This window comes from Streptomyces sp. NPDC059649 (assembly GCF_042734445.1).
GTDB lineage: Bacteria > Actinomycetota > Actinomycetes > Streptomycetales > Streptomycetaceae > Streptomyces.
Window position 1 is genome coordinate 1 of record NZ_JBHWDV010000033.1, and the last position, 25,129, is coordinate 25,129.

The window sequence follows — 25,129 nt, forward strand, 5'->3', positions numbered from 1 at the left end:
GTTCCGTTGCCGGTCCGAATTCGTTTCCGATTCCCCGTCGGAGGGGGTTTTGCCGCGCCTTTCGGCGTGTTCACTACGTTAGCGGAATTCCTCGTTGACGCATAATCACGCCGCGGTCCGAATTTCGGCATGCCGAAATTGTTCCCGGTGAGGGGCCGTGCAGTAGTGGTGTGCCGCGAGGCGGCGGGATGGTCGCGCGGGGCCGGTCGGCTCCGCGGCAACTCGGAGAACAGTACACGAGCGGGTGAGGTGCTTCAAACCCGTGCCGGGCACGGGTTTGCGCGGTACTTTGGGCGGCATGACTGCGCATGCGCTCGTACAGCAGTGGTGGCCCGCCTGACGGCGGCCGACCACAGTGCATGCATGACCACGGCCGCCGCCTCGGCGGCCGTTCGCGTTTCTGCTTCTCGTAACCGGCCGGCGAGGTCGGCGGTCTCGATGCGCACCCCGGGAGTTCCGGGAGTGCGGGAATCGGGAGAGACGGCGGATGAGTGAACTGGTGAGGGAGCAGGCCGGCGCGGCCGGGGGCGACCTGGTGCGGGGGCGCGGCGGTCGCGTGCGGGTGTTCAGCGGGGTGCAGCCGACGGGGCATCTGACGCTGGGGAATTACCTCGGGGCGATCCGTCGGTGGGTGACGGAGGACCAGCACCGGGCGGACGCGCTGTTCTGCGTGGTGGACCTGCATGCGCTGACCGTGGAGCACGATCCGGCGCGGGTGCGGCGGCTGAGCCGGCAGGCCGCGTCATTGCTGCTGGCCGCGGGGCTGGATCCGGAGCAGTGCACGGTCTTCGTACAGAGCCACGTCGATGAACATCTGCGGCTGGCGTTCCTGATGGAGTGCACCGCCACCGACGGGGAAATGCGGCGCATGATCCAGTACAAGGAGAAAGCGGCGCGGGAGCAGGCGCGCGGCGGGAGTGTGCGGCTGTCGCTGCTGACGTATCCGACGCTGATGGCGGCGGACATCCTCGCGTACGGGACGGACGAGGTGCCGGTCGGGGACGACCAGACCCAGCATGTGCAGCTGACGCGGGACGTCGCGGTGCGGTTCAACCAGCGGTACGGGCCGACGTTCGTCGTACCGAAGGCGACGTCTCCGAGGGTGGCCGCGCGGGTGATGGATCTGCAGGATCCGACGTCGAAGATGGGCAAGTCGCACGCCCGGACGGCGGGGACCGTCTTTCTGCTGGACGAGCCGGAGGCGGTGCGGAAGAAGGTGATGCGGGCGGTGACCGACGGCGGCGATGACGTCGTCTACGAACGGGAGGCGCGGCCGGGCGTCGCGAACCTGCTGGATGTGCTGGCGGCCTGTACGGACGGGGATCCGGAGCGGCTGGCCGAGGGCTTCGCGTCGTACGGGGCCCTGAAGAAGGACGTGGCGGACGCGGTGGTGGAAACGCTGCGTCCGGTACGCGAACGCCACGCGGAACTGGCGGCCGACCCGGCGTACATCGACGAAGTCCTCCGCACCGGCGCCGACCGCGCCCGCACCCTGGCGAAGCCACGGGTGGACGCGGCGTATCGGGCTATGGGGGTGGGGGTGGGGGGTTAAGGACTGGAGGGCGTTGGGGGTTGTGGGTGCCCGCCTGGGGGGCGGGCACCTCGTGCCGGGGCGGGGGAGGCGGGTACGCGCGTCTCTTGCGGGGGGGGGGGAAGAGATGCCGGGCGCCTCGGGGAGGCAGGTACGGGCGCCTCGGGGGTCTCGCTTGGGGGGGGCGTACTCGTACCGCCAGCGGGCGGCACCCGTAACCGTCAGCCGTTGCCGGTGGCCAGTTCGCGGCTGCGGTCGCGGGCGGCTTCGAGGGCGGCGATGAGGGCGGCGCGGACGCCGTGGTTCTCCAGTTCGCGGATGGCGTTGATGGTGGTGCCGGCCGGGGAGGTGACGTTTTCGCGGAGTGTGACCGGGTGTTCGCCGCTGTCGCGGAGCATCACGGCGGCGCCGATCGCGGCCTGGACGATGAGGTCGTGGGCCTTGTCGCGGGGCAGGCCGAGCAGGATGCCGGCGTCTGTCATGGCCTCGACGAGGAAGTAGAAGTACGCGGGGCCCGAGCCGGAGAGGGCGGTCGCGGCGTCCTGCTGGCTCTCGGGGACACGGAGGGTCTTGCCGACGGTGGAGAAGATCTCCTCGGCAAGGGTGAGGTGGGCGGCGGTGGCGTGGGTGCCGGCGGAGATGACGGACATCGCCTCGTCGACGAGGGCCGGGGTGTTCGTCATGACCCGGACGACCGGGGTGCCGGTGGCCAGGCGCTCCTCGAAGTACGAGGTGGGGATGCCGGCCGCACCGCTGATGACCAGGCGATCGGTGGGGACGTGCGGGGCCAGCTCGCGGAGCAGGGCGCCCATGTCCTGGGGCTTGACGGTGAGGATCAGGGTGTCGGCGGACTTGGCGGCCTCGGCGTTGCTGACCGCTTCGACGCCGTAACGGTCGTGCAGCTGGGCGGCGCGCTCCTGGCGGCGGGCGGTGACCAGCAGGTCGGACGGGGCCCAGCCGCCGCGGATCATTCCGCTGAGGAGGGCTTCGCCGATCTTTCCGGTGCCGAGGACTGCGACCTTCTGGGTCATGGTGCCGGTTCGCCTTTCCGCTGCGCTGTGCCGGTGCTGCTTGTGCCTGGGTGTGGGGCGGGTGGGGTGGCTGGGCCTCCGGTCGGCCAACCGCCTCCATCCACGTGCCTGATGTCGTTCGTGCCGGACGCCGTCATCCTCGCACCGCGGGTTGGTCGGTGGCGGCGCGTTCCGCTGGGTGGACCGCGGCGTGGCCTGTCTCCACATGGCCTGTCACCACGTCACGTGAAGCGCGGAGGGATGGCGGAGGACGCGGGGTGGGTGGGCCGGGGACGGCGCGAGGGGTCGGGGAGGCGTTGCGGGCCGATGGTCGGGGGCAGGTCCACGGTCAGCGGGTGGGGTGAGGCGGGCGGTTGGTGGGGCGGGGGCTGGTGGCGGCGGAGGTGGGGCGGCGTCGGTTTGGTGGGGGTGGGGTGGGGCGTGGGGTGGTGATTGTGCGGTGGGGGTGGCTGCGGGGGTGCCTTGGGGCCGGGCCGCCGCTGCCTCCTTAATCCGGCAACGATTACGGAGAGTGATTAGTTCCTGTTGAGAGTAGCAGAGAGTGGCGGAGTGGTGTGGGTGGCTGGGGAGGGGGATTCACCTGGGCTGTTGTGGGGCGGGGTGGGGCTGGAGTGCGGGTGGAAGAGGGGTGCGGTGGGGCGCGTGGGGGCGGGTTTGGGGCGCCGGCGGGCGCCGGAGCGAACGGAACCATTCCGTCCTGTTGGATAACTCCGCGTTTACAGGGTGGTTACCTGATGAGTTGCGGCTCGGCGGCTCGTTCTCGACACAATGGGGTGACCTGTCCAGCCGCGCCGGAGGGGGCGACGATGGCGAAGATCCGGGTCGGCGGCCTCGGCCGGCTCTTGTTGATCGTCGTGATTGTCGTCGTGGCCCTCGTCGTGGCGTTCGTGCCCGTGCCGCCGTCCAGTGGCTCCAATGGCTCGGGTGTATACGGAGCGGTGGGTGGGCGGGGTGGGCCGGCCTCCCCGGTCACGTACGGCGAGGCCGAGGCGGCCGGATACACCGGATACAGCGGCCCCTATGCGGTCGATTACGACGCCCCCGACACAGTCGATTACGGCGTCCACGATGCGGTCGCACGTCGCGTCGGTGAGTCAGGGCGGTGGGCTGAGTCGGGGTGGTCGTCCGCGCCAGGGAGGTCGGCTGGGGCGGAGCGGCCGTCCGCGTCGGGGTGGTCGGCTGGGGCGGGGCGGTCGTCCGTGGCGGAGCGGTCGGTGGTGGACGGGCCGGTGGTGGGGGATGGGTTGGGGCATCCGCAGGCCGTTGGGGGGCGTTGTCCGGCGCGGCGGGGTGGGCGGTCCACCGGTTCGCTGTGTGCTCCGGTGCCCTCGGGGACCGTCGTGTCGACCGCCGCGCCCGTACGGACCGTTGAGGGCGGGCCTGCCATCACTGTGCCAGTGACGGGGCGTCGGGCCGTGCCGGTGTCGAGGTCGGGCGAACTGCCCGTACACCACCTCGTTTTCCGCTGCTGAGATTTTCCGCTGCTGAGAGCTGAGAGCTGAGAGCTGCCCCAGGGCCCTTCCCCGGCCCGCGCATCCGACGGAATCCAGCCGTCATCGCACCGCACCTTTCATGGCGCCTGCCGCGTGGTTCGCGCGTGCCGGTGCGGACCCGTACGCGCTCATGTGCGGCCTTGTGCCCGCCTCCGGCCGTGCTGGTTCGTGCCTGCCGTGTGTGTCCGCGTGCCGGGGCGCCGCATTCCGATTCGCTGGAGGCATCTCATGCGTAGGTTCCGAGTCCGCCGCGGTCGTTCCGTCCAGCCGTCCATACCGTCCCGTGACCGCACACCGGCCAGTGAACACACCACGGCCAGTGAACACACCACGGCCAGTGACCGCACACCGTCCCGCGACCGCTCCCCGGCCAGTGAGCACACCACGGCCCGTCACGACGCCCCGACTCGTCAGGACGCCCCGGCCAGTGAGCACACCCCAAACCGGTCGGACACCCCGACTCGTCAGGACACCTCGGCCCGGCCGGACGCCCCGGCCCGGCACGTCGCCTCGTTCCCGCACGGTGCGCCAGGACACGAGGTCGGGGAGGGGTGTGAGGCACCTGAGGTGGGTGAGGTGCGTGAGCCTTGTTCGGCTCGTCCGGCCAGGCCGGTCGCGCCGGCCCCCGTCCGGTCGGGCCGCCTCCAGCCATCCCGCGTCCGGCTGTCCCGCCTCCGGCCGTCCCGCGTCCGGCCGTTCCGTTTCCGTTCGGCCTCTGGCCGGCCGTTGCGCGTCCGGTCGTCGTACGTCCGGGCCGATGTCACGGCCTCGCTCGTGGTCTTTCTCGTGGCGGTGCCGCTGTGTGTCGGGGTGGCCGTGGCGTCCGGGGTGCCGGCCGAGTTGGGGCTGGTCACCGGGATCGTCGGGGGGTTGCTCACCGGGTTGCTGCCGGGGAGCAGTCTGCAGGTCAGCGGGCCGGCCGCGGGGCTGACCGTGCTGGTTTACGAGGCCGTGCAGGAGTACGGGCTCGGTGCGCTGGGCGTACTGGTGCTGAGCGCCGGGGTGCTGCAGCTGGTGATGGGGGCGCTGCGGCTGGGGCGCTGGTTCCGGGCGATCTCCGTGGCGGTCGTCCAGGGGATGCTGGCCGGCATCGGGCTGGTGTTGATCGCCGGGCAGCTGTACGCCCTGGTGGACGCCAAGGCTCCGGGCAACGGGCCGGCGAATCTGGGCGGGCTGCCGGACCTCGCGGTGGACACCATCGGGTCCGACCCGGCGTTGGTGGCGTTGGCGGTCGGGGCGTCGACGATGGCGGTGCTGGTGTTCTGGCCGAAGTGGCGGCGGGCGGCGCGGGTGCTGCCCGCGCCGCTGGTCGGGGTGGGGCTGGCCACCGTCGCCGTGGCGGTGCTGGAACTGCCGGTGGCGCGGGTCGAGGTGTCGGGCCTCCTGGAGGTGGTCCAGCCGCCGGGCGGGGCGGATGTCGCCCGGCTGGTGGAGGCCGGTGCGGTGGCCGGGGTACTGGGCACGGTGCTGGCCTTCGCGTTGATCGCGTCCGCCGAATCGCTGTTCAGTGCGGCGGCGGTGGACCGGCTGCACGACGGGCCGAAGACCCAGTACGACAAGGAGCTGATGGCCCAGGGGGCCGGCAACACGGTGTGCGGCCTGCTCGGGGCGCTGCCGATGACCGCGGTGATCGTACGCAGTGCCGCCAATGTGCAGGCCGGGGCGCGGACGAAGGCGTCGCGGGTGCTGCACGGGGTGTGGCTGCTGGTGTTCGCGGCGGCGTTCCCGGTGGCGCTGGGTGTCGTCCCGATCGCGGCGCTGGCTGCCGTACTGGTGCATGCGGGCTGGAAGTTGCTGCCGGTACGGACGTGGCGGCCGCTGTGGCGGGAGCACCGGGGCGAGGCCGTGGTGCTGGCGGCGACGGCGGTGGCGATCGTGGCCACCAACATGTTCGAGGGGGTGCTGCTCGGGCTGCTGCTGGCGGTCGCCAAGTCGGCGTGGGCGACCTCCCAGGTGCACCTCGAGGTGACCGGCCTGGAGGGGAGCGGGGCGATCCGGGTACGGGCCGTGGGCCATGCGACGTTCCTGCGGCTGCCGAAGCTGCTCGACCAGTTGGAGGCGCTGCCCCGGGACCGGGAGATCGAGCTGGATCTGTCCGGACTGCGCCACCTCGACCACGCGTGTGCGGCCGCGCTCGGCAACTGGGAGCAGCAGCGCCGCGGCCCGGACGGCACGGCGCGGCGGTCGACGCGGTCGGTGGCGCCGTAGGGGCGGGGCGGGGGCCGGGGCCGGGGCGTAGGCCTCGGCCATGGGCCTGTGAGCCCGGTGGGCCGCTGGCCCTGTGAGCCGGTGGGCCGGTGAGCCGGTGAGCCGGCGAGCCGGGAGGCCCGTAAGCCTGCCGCCTGGGGAAGGACCCGAAGGCCGGCAGCGGGCCGTGGTCGCCAGCGGGGGGCCGCAGTCGCCGGCGCCGGGCCGTCATCTCCGACAGCGGGCCGTAGTCTCCGACAGCGGCCCGTTGCCGCGCCGACGGCCCGTTGCGGCGACCAACAGCCCTTACGGGAGCCCTTACGGCCCCTTACCGCCCTTACGGCGGCGAAGGCCCCTTACCGCGAACAGAGCGGCGTTACGGCGGAAAGGACCGTAAGGTCGGAGGGCTGGTGACCACCGACCCGAGGAGCGAGCGCTGTGAACCGCCGGCCCCTTCGTCGCTGCGGGGCGACCGCCGCCCTGTCCGTCGCCCTGCTGCTGTCCTCCTGCACCGGTGCCGCCCTGAGCGCCACCGGGGCGGCGGGCAGCGGCGGGGTGGGCGACCCGCTCTTCCCGGCGCTCGGGAACGGCGGTTACGACGTACGGCATTACGGCCTCGACCTGGACTACGACGTCCGGCGCAAGCATCTGGACGCGACCGCGGAGATCACCGCCCGGGCCACCCAGGACCTGCGTTCCTTCAAGCTGGACCTGGAGGGGCTGCGGGTGTCCGCGGTCCGCGTCGACGGCGAGGACGCGTCGTTCTCCCGCAAGGGCCACAAGCTCACGGTGCGGCCGCCGGTGGGCATCGCGAAGGGCGCCCAGTTCCGTACCACCGTCGACTACGCGGGCACGCCGCGGGAGCTGAAGGATCCTGACGAGTCGACGGAGGGGTGGGTCAAGACGTCCGACGGGGCGTTCGTGTCGGGGGAACCGGCCGGGGCGATGACGTGGTTCCCCGGCAACAACCACCCGGAGGACAAGGCCACCTACGACTTCCGGATCACCGTTCCGCGGCGCTACACGGCCGTCGCCAACGGGGAGCTGCGGTCGCAGAAGGTGTCCAAGGGGAAGACCACGTTCACCTGGCACAACCGGGAGCCGATGGCCAGCTATCTGGCGACCGCCACCATCGGCACGTTCGACGTCCACACCTCCCGCACGCCCGACGGGCTGCCGCTGTACGTCGCGGTGGACCCGGCGGAGGCCGCGGCGAGCCGGCGGCCGCTGGCCCGGCTGCCGGAGATCATCAAGTGGGAGAGCGGGCTGTTCGGGAAGTACCCGTTCTCCTCGGCGGGCGCGATCGTCGACCACACCCCGTCGCGGATCGACTGGTCCGCGCTGGAGTCCCAGACCAAGCCGGTCTACGCCGGGGCGCCGGACACCGTGACCGTGGTGCACGAGATGGCGCACCAGTGGTTCGGCGACTCGGTGACGCCGAAGACCTGGCAGGACACCTGGCTCAACGAGGGCTTCGCGACCTACGTCGAGTGGCTGTGGGAGGAGCACGAGGGCGGCAAGACGCCCCAGCAGCAGTTCGACGCGCTCTACAAGGACGACCCGCACAACGAGCGCTGGGACTTCCCGCCGGGCCGCCCGGGCGCGGCGAAGAACGTCACCGGCACGGCCGTGTACGAGCGCGGCGCGATGCTGCTGCAGCAGCTCCGCAAGGCCGTGGGTGACGAGACGTTCTTCCGGATCCTGAAGGAGTGGCCGGCCAAGTACCGCTACTCCAACGCCGATGCGAAGGACTTCATCGCCTTCTGCCAGGCGCGCACGGACGTGGACCTGAAGCCCCTCTTCGACGCGTGGCTGTACGGGAAGGGGAAGCCGGAGCGCGTCTTCTGAGGGGGCCTCGCAGAGGGGGGCTCGTAGATGGGGCCTCGCATCGGTTCGGCTCTCGTACTGACTCGGCTGTCCTCGATTCGGCTGGTGTTAGCGGAAGTTGGGGATCAGGCGGACGGCTGCGGGGTGGCGGGCCGTGAGGGTCAGGAGGTGGCGGGTGGAGCGGACCACCTGTTCCTTGACGTGGGCTGCCGGGCGGCCGGTCAGTACCGTTTCGCGCGGGGTGTCGTCGGCGCGTAGGGACTGGATCAGGGCGTCGTGCCGGCCCAGGCTCACGCACTGCACGAAGTACGAGAACGACAGCGGCCGGGGCTGCCGGCCGCGGAGTTCGGCGATGATGCCGCCGGCCGCGTGGGCGCCGGTCGGCAGGGCGGTGGCGCAGGCCATGCGGAGGGTGCCGCCGCGGGGGGATCGGGATTCGGCCGCGTCGCCGGCGACATAGACGTCCGGGTGGCTGACCGAGCGCAGGGCGGCGTCGACCCGGATGCGGCCGGTTGCCGGGTCGGTGTCGAGGCCCGCGTCCCGGGCGAGGTCCCCGGTGGCCCGTAGGGCGGCCGTCCAGACCACGGCGTCCGCGTCCAGGTCGTCCGCGTCGGCGACGCGTCGGCCTTCGGTGACGCGTACCCGCAGCCGGTCGAGGACGGTCCGTACGTGGGCCCGGCCGCGGGCCGACAGCCCCGGGCCGAGTTCGCCGGCGGTGAGCAGCCGGATCTCCCACTCCGGGTGGGCCTCGGCGAGTTCGGCGGCCATCTCGATGCCGGTGAGGCCGCCGCCGACCACGGCCAGTGCGCCGCCGGGTCCGGTCAGCAGCCGCTGGTGGAGGGCGGTGGCGGTCTCGGCGGTGAAGGACCGCCGGCCGGCGCCGCGCGGGTCGGTGTGGCTGCCGAGGGCGTAGACCAGACGGTCGTAGAGGAGGGTGCGGCCGCGGTCGGTGTGCACGGCGCGGGCGTCCGGGTCGAGGGCGGTGGCCCGGGCGGCGAGATGCTCGACGCCGGTGCCGCGCAGCAACTCCGCCCGGGAATGGGCGACTTCGGGTCGTCCGGCGGCGACTTCGTGCAGCCGTACGCGTTCGGTGAGCCGGTCGCCGGGGTCGACCAGCGTCACCCGCGCGTACGGGGCGAGCCGCAGCGCGGCCATCATGCCCGCGTAGCCACCGCCGAGGACGACGACCCGGCCGCCTGCGGCCTTACGGGGGTGGGGGCGGGGGCTGGGGTGCGGGTGGGGGTTGGGGTGGTGGCGTGCGCGGTGCGGCTGCTGGTCCGGCGTGTTCGGCTGGGCCGGGGGGTTCGGCTGGTCCGGCGGGTTCGGCTGCTGGTCCGGCGTGTTCGGCTGGTCCGGCGGGTTGGTCTGGTCCGGCAGGTTGGTCTGGTCCGGGGTATTGGGCATGGCGTCCTCCTGGGTGGGGCGCCGCACCGGGGTGGTGCGGCGCCGTAAGGGGGACGACGCGGGCGGCGGGAATGTGACAACGGGGGCACGAGCCGGGACGGGCGTGGAGAGGCGGGGGCGGGCAGGGCGGGCGTACGGGCCGGGGCGAGCCGGTACCCGCCGGGACGGTTGCGGCTTCGGGGCTATGGGGCTTTGGGCTTCGGGGCTTTGGGGCTTACCCCTTGGGACGAAGTGGCGGGGCGGCGTGTGACACCGGTGGGCGGCGGGCGACGGTGAGGTCGAGGGCGTACGCCTCCTCGACCGTGCCGTCCGGGAAGACGTCCAGCAGGGCGGCCCGTTCGGCCTCCAGGACGGGGGCGGCGGCCGCCGGGCCGAGGGCCGCGAAGTACGAGCGGCTGCCGAGCATGGCGAGGTGGGTGTCGAGGGACACCCGCCGGGTCCAGTGCAGGACGCGGAGTTCCGGGTGCAGGCCGAGTTCCAGGCCGCGGAGCAGGTCGCCTGCCTGCGGTGCGACCGGGTGGGCGTGGTAGCCGGGCAGCCGGCGGGCGAGCCTGGCCTCCTGTTCGGCGGCCCAGGCGACGTCCGGGTCGGGCACGTTCCACCACAGCGCGAGCGCGCCCCCGGGACGCAGTACGCGCAGCGCCTCCGGGACGGAGCGCGCCGGGTCGGTCCAGTGCCAGGCCTGGGCGTAGCCGACGAGGTCGAAGCCCGCGTCGTCGGAGAAGGGGAGTGCCTCGCCGATGCCGCGGACGAGCGGGACGTCCGGGTGGGCGGCGCGCAGTTGGGCGGCCATGGCGGCGCCCGGCTCCACGGCCGTCACCCGCGCGCCGCGCGCCGTGAGCAGTCCGGTCGCGATGCCCGTTCCGGCCCCGACGTCCAGTACCCGCGCCCCGGCCAGCGGCCGTCCGGCCAGTTCCTCGATGGCGGCGAAGAGGGCCGGTGGATAGCCGGGCCGGGCGGACGCGTACTGCCCGGCCACGGCGTCGAAGGAACGGGCGAGGGTGCCCGGGGGCGGCGGCTGGACGGGCGGGTGCGGGGTGCCGGTCATACGGGCATGCTGCCGCGCGCCCGGCCCGTCGCGCCGCCGATTGACGAGAAAGTCATCGCTTGCCCAGAAAGTCGGCGCTTCGCAGGAAGCCATGCACCGTCCTACCGTGCCCCCGTGCCCCCGTGCCCACCGCGCCCGCCGGGCCCACGTGTCCACCGCGCCCGCCTTCCCCCATCGCGCCCATCGCACCCTCGCACCCATCGCGCCCATCGCGCTCCAAGAAAATCCAGACTCGGTTCATTTTCATCCCCGGTCTAGGTACAGTCCTGCCATGGCTGGTTTGCGGGAGCGGAAGAAGGAGCGGACCCGGCAGCGAATCGCGGCCGTGGCCTGGCAGTTGTTCGCGGAGCGCGGGTTCGAGGCGGTGACGGTCAACGAGATCGCGGAGGCCGCCGAGGTCGCCAAGGCGACGCTGTTCGCGTACTTCCCGACGAAGGAGTCGCTGGCGCTCCAGGGGGTCGGGGACGACGACCTGGCGGGGATCGTCACCGGGCGGCCGGCCGGACAGTCGCCGCTGGAGGCGCTCCGGTCGTATTTCCGGGCGTTCGCCGCCGGCCCGATGACCGGGTTCGATCCGGAGGTGCTGGTCTCCCGGGTCCGCGTGATCTTCGACAGTCCCGCACTCAGCGCCGCCGCCAATGCCCTGCTCTACCAACAGCGGCAACAGCTCGCCGAGGCCCTCAAGGCGGAAGCCGTAACGGTCGAGGCGGAAGCCGAGGAAGTCAGGGTGGAAGGCCGGGCGGCCAAGGGGGAAGGCGGGGAACGGGACGCCGGCGGGCGGTGGGAGATGGCGGCCGTCCTGATGGCGGCGCAGATCAGCGCGTCACTGGTCACGCTCCAGGAGACGTTCTTCCGTCGGCTCGCCGACGGCACCTCCGTGGACGATGCCCGCCAACTGCTCGCCGAGGACGTCGAGTTGGCGTTCTCCCTGCTGGCGGACGGCCTTGAGGCACATATGCCGCCCACCGCACACGCGTAACAGCACAAGGGCGTAAACAGCACACGGCGTAACAGCACAGCGGCGTAAACAGAACTCACGGGCGCACGCACACGCACAAAGCGCAGAGGACCGAGCGCAGAGCACAGAGCGCGGAGCACGCCCAGCAGACACCGACCCGAGGGGACACTGAACAGATCATGCGCGCACGGGGCATCAACTACGACACCGGATTTCTTCCCGGCGAGGACTTTTCGCGCAAGACCTTCACCGAGGAGGCGGTCCGCAAGGACATGGCCGTCATCGCCCGGGAGCTGCACTGCGACGCGGTGCGGATATCGGGCGGCGACCCGGAGCGGCTGACCGTGGCCGCCCGCTGCGCGGCGGAGGTCGGCCTGGAGGTGTGGTTCGCGCCGTTCCCGGTGGACCTGGGGCCGGCCGAGCTGCGGACGTTCTTCGCGGACTGCGCGGACCGCGCCGAGGCCGTACGGGCCGGCGGGGCCGAGGTGGTGTTCGTCACCGGCTGCGAGATCAGCGCGTTCTGCTCGGGATTCATCCCCGGCGAGAAGTACGGCGAGCGGCTGGACGCGATGGTGGCCGGGGACCGGGACTGGTGGATGTCGCTGGGACCGGTGCAGGAGCGGCTCAACGCGTTCCTCGGCGAGGTCGCGGCGCTGGTGAGGGGCCGCTTCGGCGGGCGGATCACGTACGCCTCGGGCCCCTGGGAGAAGGTCGACTGGCAGCCCTTCGACCTGGTGGGCGTGGACGCGTACCGGGCGGCGTACAACGCGGCGAGGTTCCGCGAGGAGGTGCGCGAGCACTTCGCGCACGGCAAGCCGGTCGCGGTGACCGAATTCGGCACCTGCGCCTACCGGGGCGCGGGCGAGCGGGGCGGGATCGCCTGGCAGCCGCCGGCGGGTGCGGTGCCGGACGAGGGCGAGCAGGTGCGTTACTTCGGCGAGCTGCTGGACGTCTTCGAGGAGGAGGGCGTGGACACCGCACTGTGGTTCACCTTCGCCGCGTTCAACACCCGTAAGGGCGCGGACCTTTCGTCGTACGGCGTGGTGACGATGCTCGACGAGACGCATTGGGAGCCGCGGGAGGTCTTCGGGGCGATGGCGGCCCGGTACGGGGAGACCGGCCCTCGATAGGTCGCGTCGGCCTATCGAGAGGTCGCGTCGGCCTATCGAGAGGTCGCCTCGGGGGCGGCCCTCAGCCGGCGGACTTGGGGGCGGGGCGCGGTCGACAGCCCTCAGCCGGCCCTCGGTAGGAGGCCTTGGGGGCGGAGCGCGGTCGGCAGCCCTCAGCCGGTGCTCATCGGGTGGCCCCCGGCTCCGCCCGGTTGGCGCCCGGTGGGTGCCCCGGCTCCCCTCGGTGGGTGCCCCGGCTCCCCTCCATGGGTGCCCGGCTCCCCTCCGTAGGTGCCCCTAGGGTGCGGCCGAACAGATCCCGTAGGGGATGAACGCGCCCCCTGCGGGGCCACAACGCCGGCCGGGTGATGGCGTATTCCACACGAGCACCCGTCCGTCACCGTGCAACCTGGCGGGCCCAACTGGGCAGGGGCGCAGTCCAGGACGCCCGCCCGTCACTGTTTGCGAGCGCCGGTGGCCGTGGCCGCCGGCTTCCTCGTCCGGGCGCGGCCGAGGGACCATGCGACCAGGCCCGTCAGTACGGCCGCCCCGGCGCCGTACACGGGCAGCCACAGGGTCGTGGTGGCCGACAGGCAGTCGGCAACGGCGACATGGCTCTGCGCTGCCTGCGCATGGGCCAGGGCGGCGCCGTCGCGACCGGCGAGGCCCGCGAGCGCGGCCTCCGCCCGGATGCCCTCGTACCTGCCCACCGCAGGACACGCGGCACGAGTCCCCGGCATCGGGAACAGCCATGCCCAGCGCTGCAGCACGGGCGCCAGGGTGATCGCTACGCACAGGCCGACGACCAGCGAATACGCCACCAGGTTCGCCAGGTACGCGGATCCGAGGCCGGGCCGCCACGTCGGCAGACGGTAGAAGCAGAAGATCAGCGCAAGGAGCGTCACCCCGATGTAGGTGGAGAACCACTGCCAGGAGCCCTGCGCGAGCGCGGCCGTCAGTACGGCTGCGAGCGCGATGCCGATGACCCCCGGCTGACCGGGAGTGTCATGGCCCGCAGCGGTGGAACTCGCTCGACGGGCCTCCTGCAGGCCGGAGTGGTCGCCCATGGTCTCTCCTGCGTGGGGGTCCGGAGGCCCTCAGCATCCGGGCCCCGCGCGCCCTGGCACGACGCCATGCCGGACCGGCTCGCGAGCCCCGCCCGGTTGGCGGGCTTACGAGCCCACCGGCCTGGGACGGCCGCGGCCCGGAAATCCACACCACGATCCGCACCACCCGGTCACGATCCGCACCACCCGGCCCGTCAATGTCAATGACGGTTCTTGGGACCCTTGGAATTCCTCGGACTCTTGGAGTCCTTGTGACCCTTGGGGTTCTTCTGATCCTTGGGGCTCTTCTGTTCCTTGGGCTTTCGGGCCGCCGGGTTGCCCGTACGGGTGCTGCGGCGGCGTTCGTGGCGCTCGCGGGCGGCCGCGTACTCGGCCCGGTGCAGCCGCTCCCCCGGGGCCTCGACGAGGCTGCGGCAGAAGTACGCGAGCAGCGACCCGATGAAGCCGATGAGCATCAGGCTCTGCCCCGACGTGTCACCCGCACCCGCCGCCGACGACGAGCCGGGGCGGCGTACGAAACCGTCCCAGGTGCGGCGGAAGGCCAACGCGCTGCAGATGGCGAAGCCGGCGACCACCAGGATGCCGACGAACGGGCCGACCGCGGCGATCTCCAGCCCCTGGAACGCGAAGCGCAGCACGACGGCCCCGGCCGCGGCGAGCGCCAGCGAACCCACCGCGACGCCGGCCCGGCGCAACGCGTACCCGCCGTCGTGGTGGACCCAGGTGGTGCCGAAGAAGCGGATCGGCTCCGGCTGCGGTCCACCGCTCACCGGGGCCTCCAGGGCTCCCGGGGCTGGCAGGACTCCCGGCGCTTCCGGACCGCGTCCGCCACTCTCCGGCTCGCCGCTCTCCGGCCCGCCGCTCTCCGGACCACCCGCCTCCGGACGGCCGGAGGCCGGCGTCTGCTCGTCGCTCATGGCACCGATTATCCCCGGCCAGCCGTCGGCAGCCCGTGGCCGCTCAGCCCATGCACCAGCTCACACGCCACCGCACACGCCATACGACGCCCAACCCACGGCACCAACCCGCGCACCACACGACGCCAGCCCGCGGCACCAGCCTCCACGCCACACGGCGCCCAGCCCGCCCCGCGCCCCGCCGCTCAGCCCATGCAGCGCGGCGCGACCATTCCGTCGCTGCCGGTGTGGACGTACGTGTCGGAGATGTACTGGCCGGGGCCGATGCTGTCCCAGATGTCCGAGGTGCCGTACGGGCCGCTGACCCGCTCGCCGCGCCGCTGGCAGCGGATCTCGATCCGTGCTCCCTCCGCCAGCCGCCGGACGACCGGGTAGCCGGTGCCGGGGCCCTTGCGGACCTTGACGCGGTAGCCGGGCGCGACCGGATAGCTGAGCCCCCCGGCCGCGGCGAGCACCTGCCCACCGTCGACCGGCTCCGCGGATTCCTGTGTCGTCATGTGCGTTCCCCCGTTGACGATGTCCCCATGTTCGTTCCCCCCGTTGACGATGTCCCCATGTTCGTTCCCCCCGTTGACGATGTCTCCGGCCGGCGGTGCCGGGCCGGTTGGGCCACGCCCGGCGGTGCCCGGCCGGTTGTGCCACGCGCACGCTAGCAAGCCTCACCGCTTTCGTACGTGCCATCGACTAGGCTCCGCGCGTCGCACCTGCGACCGATTGGCACGGGGAATGACACGGGGGTGGAACCATGCCAGCGCTGCGCGATTCCGGCGTCGGGCCGGAAGCGGAGCGTCCGGAATACGCCGGGAAATACCGGCTGGAAGCGCGGCTCGGGGCCGGCGGTATGGGCGTGGTCCATCTGGCCCGCTCCTCCTCCGGACTGTTGCTCGCGGTCAAGGTCATCCATGCCGAGTTCGCCCAAGACCCGGAGTTCCGGGGGCGGTTCCGGCAGGAAGTGGCGGCCGCCCGCCGGGTCAGCGGGGCCTTCACGGCCCCCGTCGTGGACGCCGACCCGGACGCCGGACGCCCCTGGATGGCCACCCTCCACATCCCCGGTCCGACGCTCTCCGAGCATGTGAAGCGGAACGGCCCGCTGACCCCCGGCGAGGTGCGCCGGCTGGCCGCCGGACTCGCCGAGGCGCTGCGCGACATCCACCGCGCCGGGGTCGTGCACCGCGACCTCAAGCCGGGGAACGTACTGCTCGCCGCGGATGGGCCGAAAGTCATCGACTTCGGCATCTCGCGCCCGTCGGACAGCGATATGCGCACCGAGACCGGCAAGTTGATCGGGACGCCGCCGTTCATGGCGCCCGAGCAGTTCCAGCGGCCGCGCGAGGTCGGCCCGGCGGCGGACGTCTTCGCGCTGGGCTCGGTGCTGGTGCACGCCGCCACCGGGCGCGGCCCGTTCGACTCGGAGAGCCCGTACATCGTCGCCTACCAGGTGGTGCACGACGACGCGGATCTCGCGGGCGTACCGCGGGAGTTGGTGCCGCTGATCGAGAGCTGCCTGGCGAAGGAGCCGGCGGACCGGCCGACGCCGGACGCCCTGATGGAGCTGCTGCGGACGGACGCGCCGGAGGACGCCCCGGTGCCGGGCACGGTGGCGGGGTTGCGGACGGGGGTGCCACCGGGGGAGGCCGGGGCGCGGGGTGCGCCGCGCTCGGCCGCGTCGCTGCCGTCGTCGCAGGCCGCAAGCCTCATGCCGGACCCGAACCCGGACTCGGAACCGGCCCCTGCTGCGGACCCGGGACCGGGCTGGGGCATGCCCCCCGGCCCGAACCCGGAGAGGGACATGGGCAGTACGGGTCCGCGCATACCCGAGCAGCGCGGCGGGGCGGTACGGGCCGCGGCCACCCCCTCACGGGCGGAGACCACCCACGTACGCTCCCCCGCCCCGATACCCCAGATGCCCCCGGTACCCCTACCCCTACCCGTACCGGAGTCGCCCGCACCGACGGGAACGACCGCCGCACCGCCGGAATCAACCGCCGCACCGACGGCCGCGCCGCCGGGCGCACCGGCAACGCCCGTGCCCCCTAAGGACGCCCACGCCGCGGGCCGGGAAGTACGGACCTCCCGCCGCCCCCTGCTCCGGCTCCGGCTCCGGCTGCTCCCCCGGCGCCGCGCCACGCTCCTCGCCGCGGCCCTGGCCGTCACCGTCACTGGCGCCGCCGTCTTCGCCGGCGTACGACTCCTGTCCCCCGGTTCCGGCCAGGACCCCGCGCTCCAGACCCACGCACCGCGCACCGCCACCGGCGACGCCCGCCCTTGGCGGATCACGCTCACCCCGCGCCCCCGGGGCCACGACGCCGAGATGGCGTACTGCACCGGCGGCTCCGGCGCCGTCTTCTGCGGCCAGTCCGGCCTGCCGGCCGCCCGGCTCGACCCGGAAACCGGCCACGTGGCCTGGCGGCACACCGGCGCCCCCGCCGGCAAACGGGCCACGACCCCGACCCCGCCCGTGCTCTCCGGCGGCCTGCTCTACGTCTTCTCCGCCGACGGCAAACGCCTCACGGCCCTCGACCCCTCCCCCACCGGCCGGGGCGCCACCCGTTGGAGCAAGGACGTCTCCGGCTACGAGGGCGGGGCCGCCGTCATCGGCGACCGCGTACTGCTGACCGCCTCGGACGGCGCGGTCACCGCGCTGGACAGCACCACCCATCAGCAGCGCTGGCACCGGCGCTTCGCGGGCCACGAACTGCCGCTGTTCACGGCGTTCGCCGGCGCCCCGCACACCGCGTACGCGGCCGAGCCGACCCCCGACGGCACCCACTCCCAGGTCACCGCCATCGACCCGGCCACCGGCACGGTCCGCTGGGCGCGCCGGCTCCCCGGCCTCCTCACCCCGGCCGGACCGGCAGGACCAGCCAGAGGGGCAGGACCAGCCAGAGGGGCCGGACCGGCAGGAAGGTCCACGGGGGCGGGAAACAGCACCGCTGATGCGCTGTTCCTCACGGTCACCGACCCCAAGCTGTCGTACCGCACCACCGCCGTCCTGCGGTACGACCCCGCCACCGGCCGCACCCGCACGCTTCCGGTGACCGGCTCACCGGACCAGGTGTCGGCCGTGGTGCACGGCGAAACGGTGTATCTCCTGGGCGAGGGCGGCGCGTTGCAGGCCACCGGGGCACACCACTGGTACACCGAGACGTCGGTGAGCCGGGGGTCGGCGCCGGTGGTGAGCGGCGGCCGGCTGTTCTTCAGCGCGGCCGACGGGCGGCTGATCGCCGTGGACACCGCCAACGGCGGGGTCGTGGGCCAGACCCGGCCACGGCTGTCCGGCACGCGCAGCAACGGCTTCCTGGAGACGGTGCCCGCCCCCTGGGCCGACCCCCGCCGCGGCCGGATCTACGCGGCGGCGCCCGACGGCACGGTGTTCTCCGCCTCGCTGAAGGACCCCGCGAGCTGGTAGGGCCGTACGGGCCGCAGCGGCGTGTCGATGAACATCGGCCCGCTCATGGCGTCGTACGCGTACGGACTCCGGTGCCGCGGCAACGGCACGCGGGGCGGCACCGGCGCGCGGTGTGGCACTGGGGCGCGGTGCGGCAGTGGCGCGTGGTGCGGCATCGGCACGCGGTGCGGCAGTGCCGTGCGGTGCGGGGGCGGCACGCGGTGCCCGTGCCGCGCGGTGAGGCGCGTCGAGGGGCCGCTCACCGCCCCGCCGCCTTCCTCAGCGCCGCGATCAGCTTGAACGTCGTCTCCAGGTTGCACCGCCCCAACTCGATCAGCGGACGCGGGTGTTGATAGCTGTACGACACCGGGTCGACGCTCAGCGACGGCAGCACGATGCCGGTCCGCGCCAACGCCTTCATCAACTCATCACGCGCCTCTTCCGCCGCCGCGTTCCCGCTGAACCGTTCCGCCGTCATGGACGACCAACCCTTCCGTCGTTTCCCTGCGTTTCCCTGTCGGGACTCCGAAGGCCGACTACTCTGCGTATTCCAACCCTCACCAGAATGCATGCCGAGAAGGACGCAAATCCCCCTTGCGGGGCGTACTTCGCCGCGCTGAGACGTACGTTCCACACCTTCCACGGAGGAGGTCGCCATGCCGCCGAGACGAGCGGTCACCGGCCGCAGCCAGGAGCCGCGCCAACGCTTCGTGGAGGAACTCCGATTACTCCGCTCCCGCAAGGGCGACACCCTCCGCCAGCTCGGCGAGACGCTGGGCTGGGACTGGTCCCTCTTCGGCAAAATGGAATCCGGCCACACCCTCGGCAGCCCCGAGGTCGTCGAAGCCCTGGACCAGCACTACGGGACACCTGGACTCCTGCTGACCCTCTGGGAGTTGGCAGCGGGCGACCCTACGCAGTTCCGCGAGCGGTACCGGCGGTACATGACGCTGGAGGCGGAGGCGGTGAGCTTGTGGCATTACGCGGTGAGCGTTCTCCCTGGCCTTCTCCAAACCGAGGCGTACGCCCGCGACCTGCTGTCGGCAGGAGGCAGTAGAGGTCAGGAACTGACACGCCAGGTGCAAGCCCGCATAGGGCGTCGCGAGTTGCTGGACGGTGACGCAGCCCCGCGCTTCCGCACCATCTTGTCCGAGGCGGTGTTGCGCACTCCCTTGGAGAATGCCGAGGAGTGGCGTGCGCAGCTTGAGCACCTCGTGGCCTTGGGCGAGCGCCCGAACGTCATCGTGCAGGTCGTGCCACAGGAGCTCGGTCTCCACGCCCTGACGAACACGGACACGATGTTCTTGCGGCTGCCTGACGGACACACCGTGGCGTGGGTGGAGACCGGGTATTCGGGCCAACTTGTCGAAGAAACGGCCGCAGTCGAACGACTTCAGCTCAGCTACGATCTGGTTCGCGACCTAGCCCTATCACCAGTTGAATCACGGAAGTTCATCAGGCGGACGTTGGAGGGAGACTCGTGCGAGCCATCGACCTGAGCGCACTCACCTGGCGAAAGAGCTCATACAGCAACCAGGACGGCGGCCAGTGCATCGAGGTGTCCGACGACCTTCTGACGGCTGCCACCTGGCGCAAGTCCAGCCACAGCAACCCCGACGGCGGCGCCTGCGTCGAAGTCTCCCCCGACCTCCCCGCCCTCGTCCCCGTCCGTGACAGCAAGGACCCGCACGGTCCCGCGCTCATCTTCCCCGCGGCCGCCTGGGGCTCGTTCGTCAGCGCCGTGAAGGGCGGGGCGCTGCCAGGCGCCTGACGCCGCGGAGGTCCCGCGAACAGGAGGGAGCCCCCACCGAGGTGGGGGCTCCCTCGCGTCCGATGTCCGCCGTGCGGAGCCGGGGCTCAGCCCAGCAGGTTCACGTCGCGGACCGCGCCCTTGTCGGCGCTGGTGGCCATCGCCGCGTACGCGCGCAACGCCGCGGAGACCTTGCGTTCGCGGTTCTTGGGGGCGTAGACGCCGCCGAGGGCCGCGCGGCGGGTGGCCAGTTCCTCGTCGCTGACGAGGAGTTCGATCGTGCGGTTCGGGATGTCGATGCGGATGCGGTCGCCGTCCTCGACGAGGGCGATCGTGCCGCCGCCGGCCGCCTCGGGGGAGGCGTGGCCGATGGACAGGCCGGACGTGCCGCCGGAGAAGCGGCCGTCGGTGATCAGTGCGCAGGTCTTCCCCAGGCCCCGGCCCTTCAGGTACGAGGTCGGGTAGAGCATCTCCTGCATGCCGGGGCCGCCCTTGGGGCCCTCGTAGCGGATGACGACCACGTCGCCGTCCTTGACCTGCTTGTTCAGGATCTTCTCGACGGCCTGTTCCTGGGACTCGCAGACCACGGCCGGGCCCTCGAAGGTCCAGATCGACTCATCGACACCGGCCGTCTTCACGACGCAGCCGTCGACGGCGAGGTTGCCCTTGAGGACCGCGAGGCCGCCGTCCTTCGAGTACGCGTGCTCGGCGCTGCGGATGCAGCCGTTCTCGGCGTCCTCGTCGAGGGCCGCCCAGCGCTCGGACTGGGAGAAGGCCTCGGCGGAGCGGACGCAGCCGGGGGCCGCGTGCCACAGTTCGACGGCCTCCGCGGAGGGCGAACCGCCGCGCACGTCCCAGGTCTTGAGCCAGTCGGCGAGCGACGGACTGTGGACGGAGTTCACGTCCTCGTTGAGCAGTCCGGCGCGGTGCAGCTCGCCGAGGAGGGCGGGGATACCGCCGGCGCGGTGCACGTCCTCCATGTAGTACGTGCGGTCCTTGGCGACGTTGGGCGCGACCTTGGCGAGGCACGGGACGCGGCGCGAGACCGCGTCGATGGCCTCCAGGCCGAACGGGACGCCGGCCTCCTGGGCCGCGGCGAGCAGGTGCAGGATCGTGTTCGTCGAGCCGCCCATGGCGATGTCCAGGGCCATGGCGTTCTCGAACGCGTCGAAGGTGGCGATGTTGCGCGGCAGGACCGACTCGTCGCCGCCGTCGTAGTAGCGCTTGGTGAGCTCGACGACCGTACGGCCGGCCCGCTCGTACAGGGCCTTGCGGGCGGTGTGCGTGGCCAGCACCGAGCCGTTGCCCGGCAGCGAGAGGCCGATCGCCTCGGTCAGGCAGTTCATCGAGTTGGCGGTGAACATGCCGGAACAGGAACCGCAGGTCGGGCAGGCGTTCTCCTCGATGCGGAGGATGTCCGCGTCGGAGATCTTGTCGTTCACCGCGTCCGAGATCGCGTCGACCAGGTCGAGGGTGCGGACCGTGCCGTCGACGAGGGTGGCGCGGCCGGACTCCATCGGGCCGCCGGAGACGAAGACGGTCGGGATGTTGAGCCGCAGCGCGGCGTTCAGCATGCCCGGGGTGATCTTGTCGCAGTTGGAGATGCAGATCAGCGCGTCCGCGCAGTGCGCCTCGACCATGTACTCCACGCTGTCCGCGATCAGGTCGCGGGAGGGCAGGGAGTACAGCATGCCGCCGTGGCCCATGGCGATGCCGTCGTCGACGGCGATGGTGTTGAACTCGCGCGGGATGCCGCCGGCCTCCTTGACCGCCTCGCTGACGATCCGGCCGACCGGCTGGAGGTGGGTGTGGCCCGGCACGAACTCGGTGAAGGAGTTCGCCACGGCGATGATCGGCTTGCGGCCGATGTCCGCGCCCGCTACGCCCGAGGCGCGCATAAGGGCGCGGGCGCCCGCCATGTTGCGGCCATGGGTAACGGTGCGGGACCTCAGCTCGGGCACGATGGTCACTCCCTCGGGATACGTACGTTCAGCCGTACAGCAGCAGCGGCATACCGCAGCTGGTCCCGAGGTTACGCTCTTGATCCAAGATCCGGACAGTGACTCCGGGATGTGAGACGGGTGACCGGAGTACGGACGGCAGCCCGGCCGGACTGGCCGGACTGACGGGAGGGGCCGGGCTGGCTGGACGGGCCGGACCGGCTGGACGGGCGGGAGGGACTGGAGGGGCTGGAGGGGCCGGACCCGCTGCGGCCCCGTCGTCGGCTATCTCGCCCCCTTCAGGACCCCGACACCCACGTCGGTGAGGCCAGGTGGAGGCGGGTGAAGGCCAGCGCCTCGGCCAGGTCGGCTTCGCGTTCGGCGGCGGACATCGCCCGGCGGGTGTTGACCTCGACGACCACGTGCCCGGAGAAGTTGGTGGCGGCCAGCCGCTCCAGCACCTCGGCGCAGGGCTGGCTGCCGCGGCCCGGTACGAGGTGCTCGTCCTTGGCGGAGCCGTTGCCGTCGGCGAGGTGGACGTGCGCCAGCCGGTCGCCCATCCGCTCCACCATCTCCAGCGCGTCGTTACGGGCCGTCGCGGTGTGCGACAGGTCGACGGTGAAGTGCCGGTAGTCGTCGTTGGTGGGGTCCCAGTCCGGGGCGTACGCCAGCATCTCGCGGTCCCGGTAGCGCCACGGGTACATGTTCTCGACGGCGAACCGCACGTCCGTCTCGTTCGCCATCCGCCACACCCCGCGGACGAAATCCCGGGCGTAGCTGCGCTGCCAGCGGAACGGCGGGTGCACGACGACCGTGGAGGCGCCGAGCTTCTCGGCGGCGTTGCGGGCGCGCTGCAGCTTGACCCACGGGTCGGTCGACCAGACCCGCTGGGTGATCAGCAGACAGGGCGCGTGCACCGCCAGGACCGGCACACCGTGGTAGTCGGAGAGCCGGCGCAGCGCCTCGATGTCCTGACTGACCGGGTCGGTCCACACCATGACCTCGACGCCGTCGTACCCCAGGCGCGCGGCGATCTCGAAGGCCGTCGCCGTCGACTCCGGATACACCGAGGCCGTGGACAGCGCGACCTTCGCATCCGGGATGCGCACCACAGGCTCTGTCACGAGGGACAGCGTACGGGCCGGAGCTGTGCACAGGGCAGGAGGTCCGGGCCCCCGGCGCCCGGCGTTGTGGCTTGTGGGGCAGGGGGTACGCAGGTGACGGGGCTGATCGGGCGCGTGACGAGTCTCACGTGCGTGTCTTCGCCTCCGCCCGCAGACCGGGGCCGTCCGGCAACCGCCGCAGCCACCCTACGCACCGCCTCCCCGGAGCCGCCAACGCCGACGGGGCAGCCCCTACGGCAGACGGCCGGCCACCCCCTACGCAGACAGCCCGGCCCTACGGAGACGGTCCCCCTTACGGCAGACGGCCCTACCCCTACGGCAGATGGTCCAGCCGCCGCAGGATGACGCCCTCGCGCAGCGCCCACGGGCAGATCTCCAGGGTCTCCACCCCGAACAGGTCCATCGCCGCCTCGGCCACCAGTGCGCCGGCCAGCAGCTGCCGCGCCCGCCCCTCGGACACCCCGGGCAGCTCCGACCGCTCCTGCGCGGACATGCCGGCCAGCCGCGGCACCCACTCCTCCAGCTTCTTGCGGGTCAGCTCGCGCTGGACGTAGAGGCCCTCGGCGGAGCGGGCCGCACCGGCGATCCGGGCCAGCTGCCGGAACGTCTTGGACGTGCCGACGATCCGGTCGGGCGTGCCGTAGCGACGGAACTCGCTCACCACCCGGGCGATCTCGGCCCGGATCCGGCGCCGCAGCGTGCGCACGTCCTCGGTGTCGGGCGGATCGCCGGGCAGCGCGGTCGCGGTCAGCCGGCCGGCGCCCAGCGGCAGCGACACCGCCACGTCCGGGTCCTCGTCGAGGCCGTAGGCGACCTCCAGCGAACCGCCGCCGATGTCGAGGACCAGCAGCCGCCCGGCGGACCAGCCCAGCCACCGGCGGGCGGCGAGGAAGGTGAGCCGCGCCTCGTCCTCACCGGACAGCACCTGCAGCTCCACCTCGGTCTCCTCGGCGACCCGGCGCAGCACGTCCTCCCCGTTGGAGGCCTCCCGCACCGCGGACGTCGCGAACGGCAGCACGCTCTCCACGCCCTTGTCCTCGGCCACCTGCAGCGCTTCGAGGACGGTGGCCACCAGCCGCTCCACCCCGGCGTCACTGATCGCGCCGTCGTCGAGGAGCTCGGCCAGCCGCAGCTCGGCCTTGTGCGAATAGGCGGGCAGCGGGCGTGCGCCGGGGTGTGCGTCCACCACCAGCAGATGGACCGTATTCGAACCCACATCGAGGACACCGAGTCTCATACGGGGAAACCTACTGCGACGCCCGACCGGGCTCGTCGGCGCGGTCCGTACCGTGGGGCGGAGGGGTGCGGCCGGCGGCTCCGGCGCGGTGCGTGGCCCGTCCCGTCCGGGTGTCGTGCGGCGCGCCTTACGCTGGAGTCGTGGCAAAGACGAAAAAGGCGAAGCACGAAAAAGCGCCGAAGAAGGCAGAAAAGCGGCGCGCCCAGGCGGCCGAGGGGAACCGGCCCCCGGCCGACGAGGTCGGACTCGACTTCGCCCGCGCCTGGGTCACCTTCCCCGACCCGGCCGACGACGAACAGATCTTCCGCTGCGACCTGACCTGGCTGACGTCCCGCTGGACCTGCATCTTCGGCAGCGGCTGCCAGGGCATCCAGGCCGGCCGGGCGGACGACGGGTGCTGCACGCTCGGCGCGCACTTCTCGGACGACGACGACGAGAAGCGGGTCGCCGGGCACGTGGCGCGGCTCACACCCGACCTGTGGCAGTTCCACGACGTGGGCACCGAGACCGGCTGGGTCGAGGTCGACGAGGACGGCGAACGGCAGACCCGCCGCTGGCAGGGCTCCTGCATCTTCCAGAACCGCCCCGGATTCGAGGGCGGCGCCGGCTGCTCGCTGCACATCCTCGCGCTGCGCGAGGGCCGCGAACCGCTGGAGACCAAGCCCGACGTCTGCTGGCAGCTGCCGATCCGGCGCACCTTCGACTGGATCGACCGGCCCGACGACACCCAGGTGCTGCAGGTCACCATCGGCGAGTACGACCGGCGCGGCTGGGGCCCCGGCGGCCACGACCTGCACTGGTGGTGCACCTCCGCGACCTCGGCGCACGGCGCGGGCGAACCGGTCTATGTCTCGTACAAGCCGGAGCTGACCGAGCTGATGGGCAAGAAGGGCTACGCCAAGCTCGCCGAACTGTGCGAACAGCGGCTGGCGTCGCAGCTGCCGATGGCCCCGCACCCGGCGGACCCCCGTCCGTAGGTGCGTTGGCCTGTAGGGGCCTCGGGCCGTGGGTCGCTCGGCCCGTAGGTGCCTCGTAGTTCGCTTGACCCGTAGGTGCCTTGGTCCGTAGGCCCCTTCGTTCGTAGGTCCCTTGATCGTGTCCCCCGCCCGGTCCGCGGC

19 protein-coding genes are annotated in these 25,129 nt (G+C 72.5%); 9 read left to right on the forward strand and 10 right to left on the reverse strand.

The window, feature by feature from the left end; translation table 11 throughout:
* Positions 1 to 487 precede the first annotated feature (487 nt).
* The gene (gene trpS / locus ACFV1J_RS27835; protein ID WP_385862504.1) at positions 488 to 1,552 is read left to right on the forward strand and encodes a tryptophan--tRNA ligase; all 1,065 of its coding nucleotides are present in this window, start codon (positions 488 to 490) and stop codon (positions 1,550 to 1,552) included.
* Positions 1,553 to 1,752: 200 nt separating this feature from the next.
* Here trpS and proC read toward each other — a convergent pair whose 3' ends face one another.
* The gene (gene proC, locus ACFV1J_RS27840) at positions 1,753 to 2,562 is read right to left on the reverse strand and encodes a pyrroline-5-carboxylate reductase (protein WP_385862506.1); all 810 of its coding nucleotides are present in this window, start codon (positions 2,560 to 2,562) and stop codon (positions 1,753 to 1,755) included.
* Between the two features lie 2,219 nt (positions 2,563 to 4,781).
* On the opposite strand from proC, the gene ACFV1J_RS27845 reads away from it, so the two are divergent.
* Together ACFV1J_RS27845 and ACFV1J_RS27850 are read left to right on the forward strand one after the other, a co-directional pair.
* Positions 4,782 to 6,263 carry a SulP family inorganic anion transporter gene (locus tag ACFV1J_RS27845; protein WP_385862508.1) on the forward strand — a complete coding sequence of 494 codons (1,482 nt, stop codon included), beginning with the start codon at positions 4,782 to 4,784 and terminating at the stop codon, positions 6,261 to 6,263.
* Between the two features lie 417 nt (positions 6,264 to 6,680).
* On the forward strand, positions 6,681 to 8,090 hold the full coding sequence (locus ACFV1J_RS27850; protein ID WP_385862512.1) for a M1 family metallopeptidase: 1,410 nt from the start codon (positions 6,681 to 6,683) through the stop codon (positions 8,088 to 8,090).
* 87 nt (positions 8,091 to 8,177) lie between these two features.
* Here ACFV1J_RS27850 and ACFV1J_RS27855 read toward each other — a convergent pair whose 3' ends face one another.
* Both ACFV1J_RS27855 and ACFV1J_RS27860 read right to left on the reverse strand, forming a co-directional pair.
* Positions 8,178 to 9,473 (reverse strand): NAD(P)/FAD-dependent oxidoreductase, encoded by a 1,296-nt coding sequence (locus tag ACFV1J_RS27855; RefSeq protein ID WP_385862514.1) that lies wholly within the window; start codon positions 9,471 to 9,473, stop codon positions 8,178 to 8,180.
* Positions 9,474 to 9,687: 214 nt separating this feature from the next.
* Positions 9,688 to 10,521, reverse strand: a complete 834-nt coding sequence (locus ACFV1J_RS27860; protein ID WP_385862516.1) for a class I SAM-dependent methyltransferase — start codon at positions 10,519 to 10,521, stop codon at positions 9,688 to 9,690.
* A gap of 271 nt (positions 10,522 to 10,792) precedes the next feature.
* Between ACFV1J_RS27860 and ACFV1J_RS27865 the strand changes: the two genes are divergently transcribed.
* Both ACFV1J_RS27865 and ACFV1J_RS27870 read left to right on the forward strand, forming a co-directional pair.
* Complete coding sequence (locus ACFV1J_RS27865; protein ID WP_385862518.1) at positions 10,793 to 11,500, forward strand: TetR/AcrR family transcriptional regulator; 708 nt, start codon at positions 10,793 to 10,795, stop codon at positions 11,498 to 11,500.
* A gap of 158 nt (positions 11,501 to 11,658) precedes the next feature.
* Complete coding sequence (locus tag ACFV1J_RS27870) at positions 11,659 to 12,609, forward strand: hypothetical protein (RefSeq protein WP_385862520.1); 951 nt, start codon at positions 11,659 to 11,661, stop codon at positions 12,607 to 12,609.
* A 434-nt stretch (positions 12,610 to 13,043) separates the two neighbouring features.
* Here ACFV1J_RS27870 and ACFV1J_RS27875 read toward each other — a convergent pair whose 3' ends face one another.
* From ACFV1J_RS27875 to ACFV1J_RS27885, 3 genes are all read right to left on the reverse strand, one after another.
* Positions 13,044 to 13,655, reverse strand: coding sequence for a hypothetical protein (locus tag ACFV1J_RS27875; RefSeq protein WP_385862522.1), 612 nt, complete (start codon positions 13,653 to 13,655; stop codon positions 13,044 to 13,046).
* Positions 13,656 to 13,855: 200 nt separating this feature from the next.
* Positions 13,856 to 14,572: a hypothetical protein gene (locus ACFV1J_RS27880; RefSeq protein ID WP_385862524.1), complete on the reverse strand. Its 717-nt coding sequence runs from the start codon at positions 14,570 to 14,572 to the stop codon at positions 13,856 to 13,858.
* Positions 14,573 to 14,757: 185 nt separating this feature from the next.
* The gene (locus ACFV1J_RS27885; protein ID WP_385862526.1) at positions 14,758 to 15,069 is read right to left on the reverse strand and encodes a peptidase; all 312 of its coding nucleotides are present in this window, start codon (positions 15,067 to 15,069) and stop codon (positions 14,758 to 14,760) included.
* Between the two features lie 248 nt (positions 15,070 to 15,317).
* Here ACFV1J_RS27885 and ACFV1J_RS27890 point away from each other — a divergent pair, with 248 nt between their 5' ends.
* Entirely contained in the window at positions 15,318 to 17,981 is a 2,664-nt protein-coding gene (locus ACFV1J_RS27890; protein WP_385862529.1) for a PQQ-binding-like beta-propeller repeat protein, read from the forward strand.
* Positions 17,982 to 18,219: 238 nt separating this feature from the next.
* On the opposite strand, the gene ACFV1J_RS27895 is transcribed toward ACFV1J_RS27890, so the two are convergent.
* On the reverse strand, positions 18,220 to 18,438 hold the full coding sequence (locus ACFV1J_RS27895) for a hypothetical protein (RefSeq protein WP_385862530.1): 219 nt from the start codon (positions 18,436 to 18,438) through the stop codon (positions 18,220 to 18,222).
* Positions 18,439 to 18,616: 178 nt separating this feature from the next.
* Here ACFV1J_RS27895 and ACFV1J_RS27900 point away from each other — a divergent pair, with 178 nt between their 5' ends.
* The gene (locus ACFV1J_RS27900; protein WP_385862532.1) at positions 18,617 to 19,459 is read left to right on the forward strand and encodes a helix-turn-helix domain-containing protein; all 843 of its coding nucleotides are present in this window, start codon (positions 18,617 to 18,619) and stop codon (positions 19,457 to 19,459) included.
* Positions 19,441 to 19,731: a DUF397 domain-containing protein gene (locus tag ACFV1J_RS27905; protein WP_385862534.1), complete on the forward strand. Its 291-nt coding sequence runs from the start codon at positions 19,441 to 19,443 to the stop codon at positions 19,729 to 19,731. Before ACFV1J_RS27900 ends, ACFV1J_RS27905 begins: the two co-directional genes overlap by 19 nt.
* Before the next feature lie 86 nt (positions 19,732 to 19,817).
* Here ACFV1J_RS27905 and ilvD read toward each other — a convergent pair whose 3' ends face one another.
* The 3 genes from ilvD to ACFV1J_RS27920 form a co-directional block, all read right to left on the reverse strand.
* Positions 19,818 to 21,671, reverse strand: coding sequence for a dihydroxy-acid dehydratase (gene ilvD / locus ACFV1J_RS27910; RefSeq protein ID WP_385862538.1), 1,854 nt, complete (start codon positions 21,669 to 21,671; stop codon positions 19,818 to 19,820).
* A gap of 278 nt (positions 21,672 to 21,949) precedes the next feature.
* Positions 21,950 to 22,774, reverse strand: coding sequence for a sugar phosphate isomerase/epimerase family protein (locus ACFV1J_RS27915; RefSeq protein WP_385862540.1), 825 nt, complete (start codon positions 22,772 to 22,774; stop codon positions 21,950 to 21,952).
* 313 nt (positions 22,775 to 23,087) lie between these two features.
* Positions 23,088 to 24,011, reverse strand: a complete 924-nt coding sequence (locus ACFV1J_RS27920) for a Ppx/GppA family phosphatase (RefSeq protein WP_385862542.1) — start codon at positions 24,009 to 24,011, stop codon at positions 23,088 to 23,090.
* Positions 24,012 to 24,151: 140 nt separating this feature from the next.
* Here ACFV1J_RS27920 and ACFV1J_RS27925 point away from each other — a divergent pair, with 140 nt between their 5' ends.
* Complete coding sequence (locus tag ACFV1J_RS27925; RefSeq protein ID WP_385862544.1) at positions 24,152 to 24,988, forward strand: hypothetical protein; 837 nt, start codon at positions 24,152 to 24,154, stop codon at positions 24,986 to 24,988.
* Positions 24,989 to 25,129: the final 141 nt, after the last annotated feature.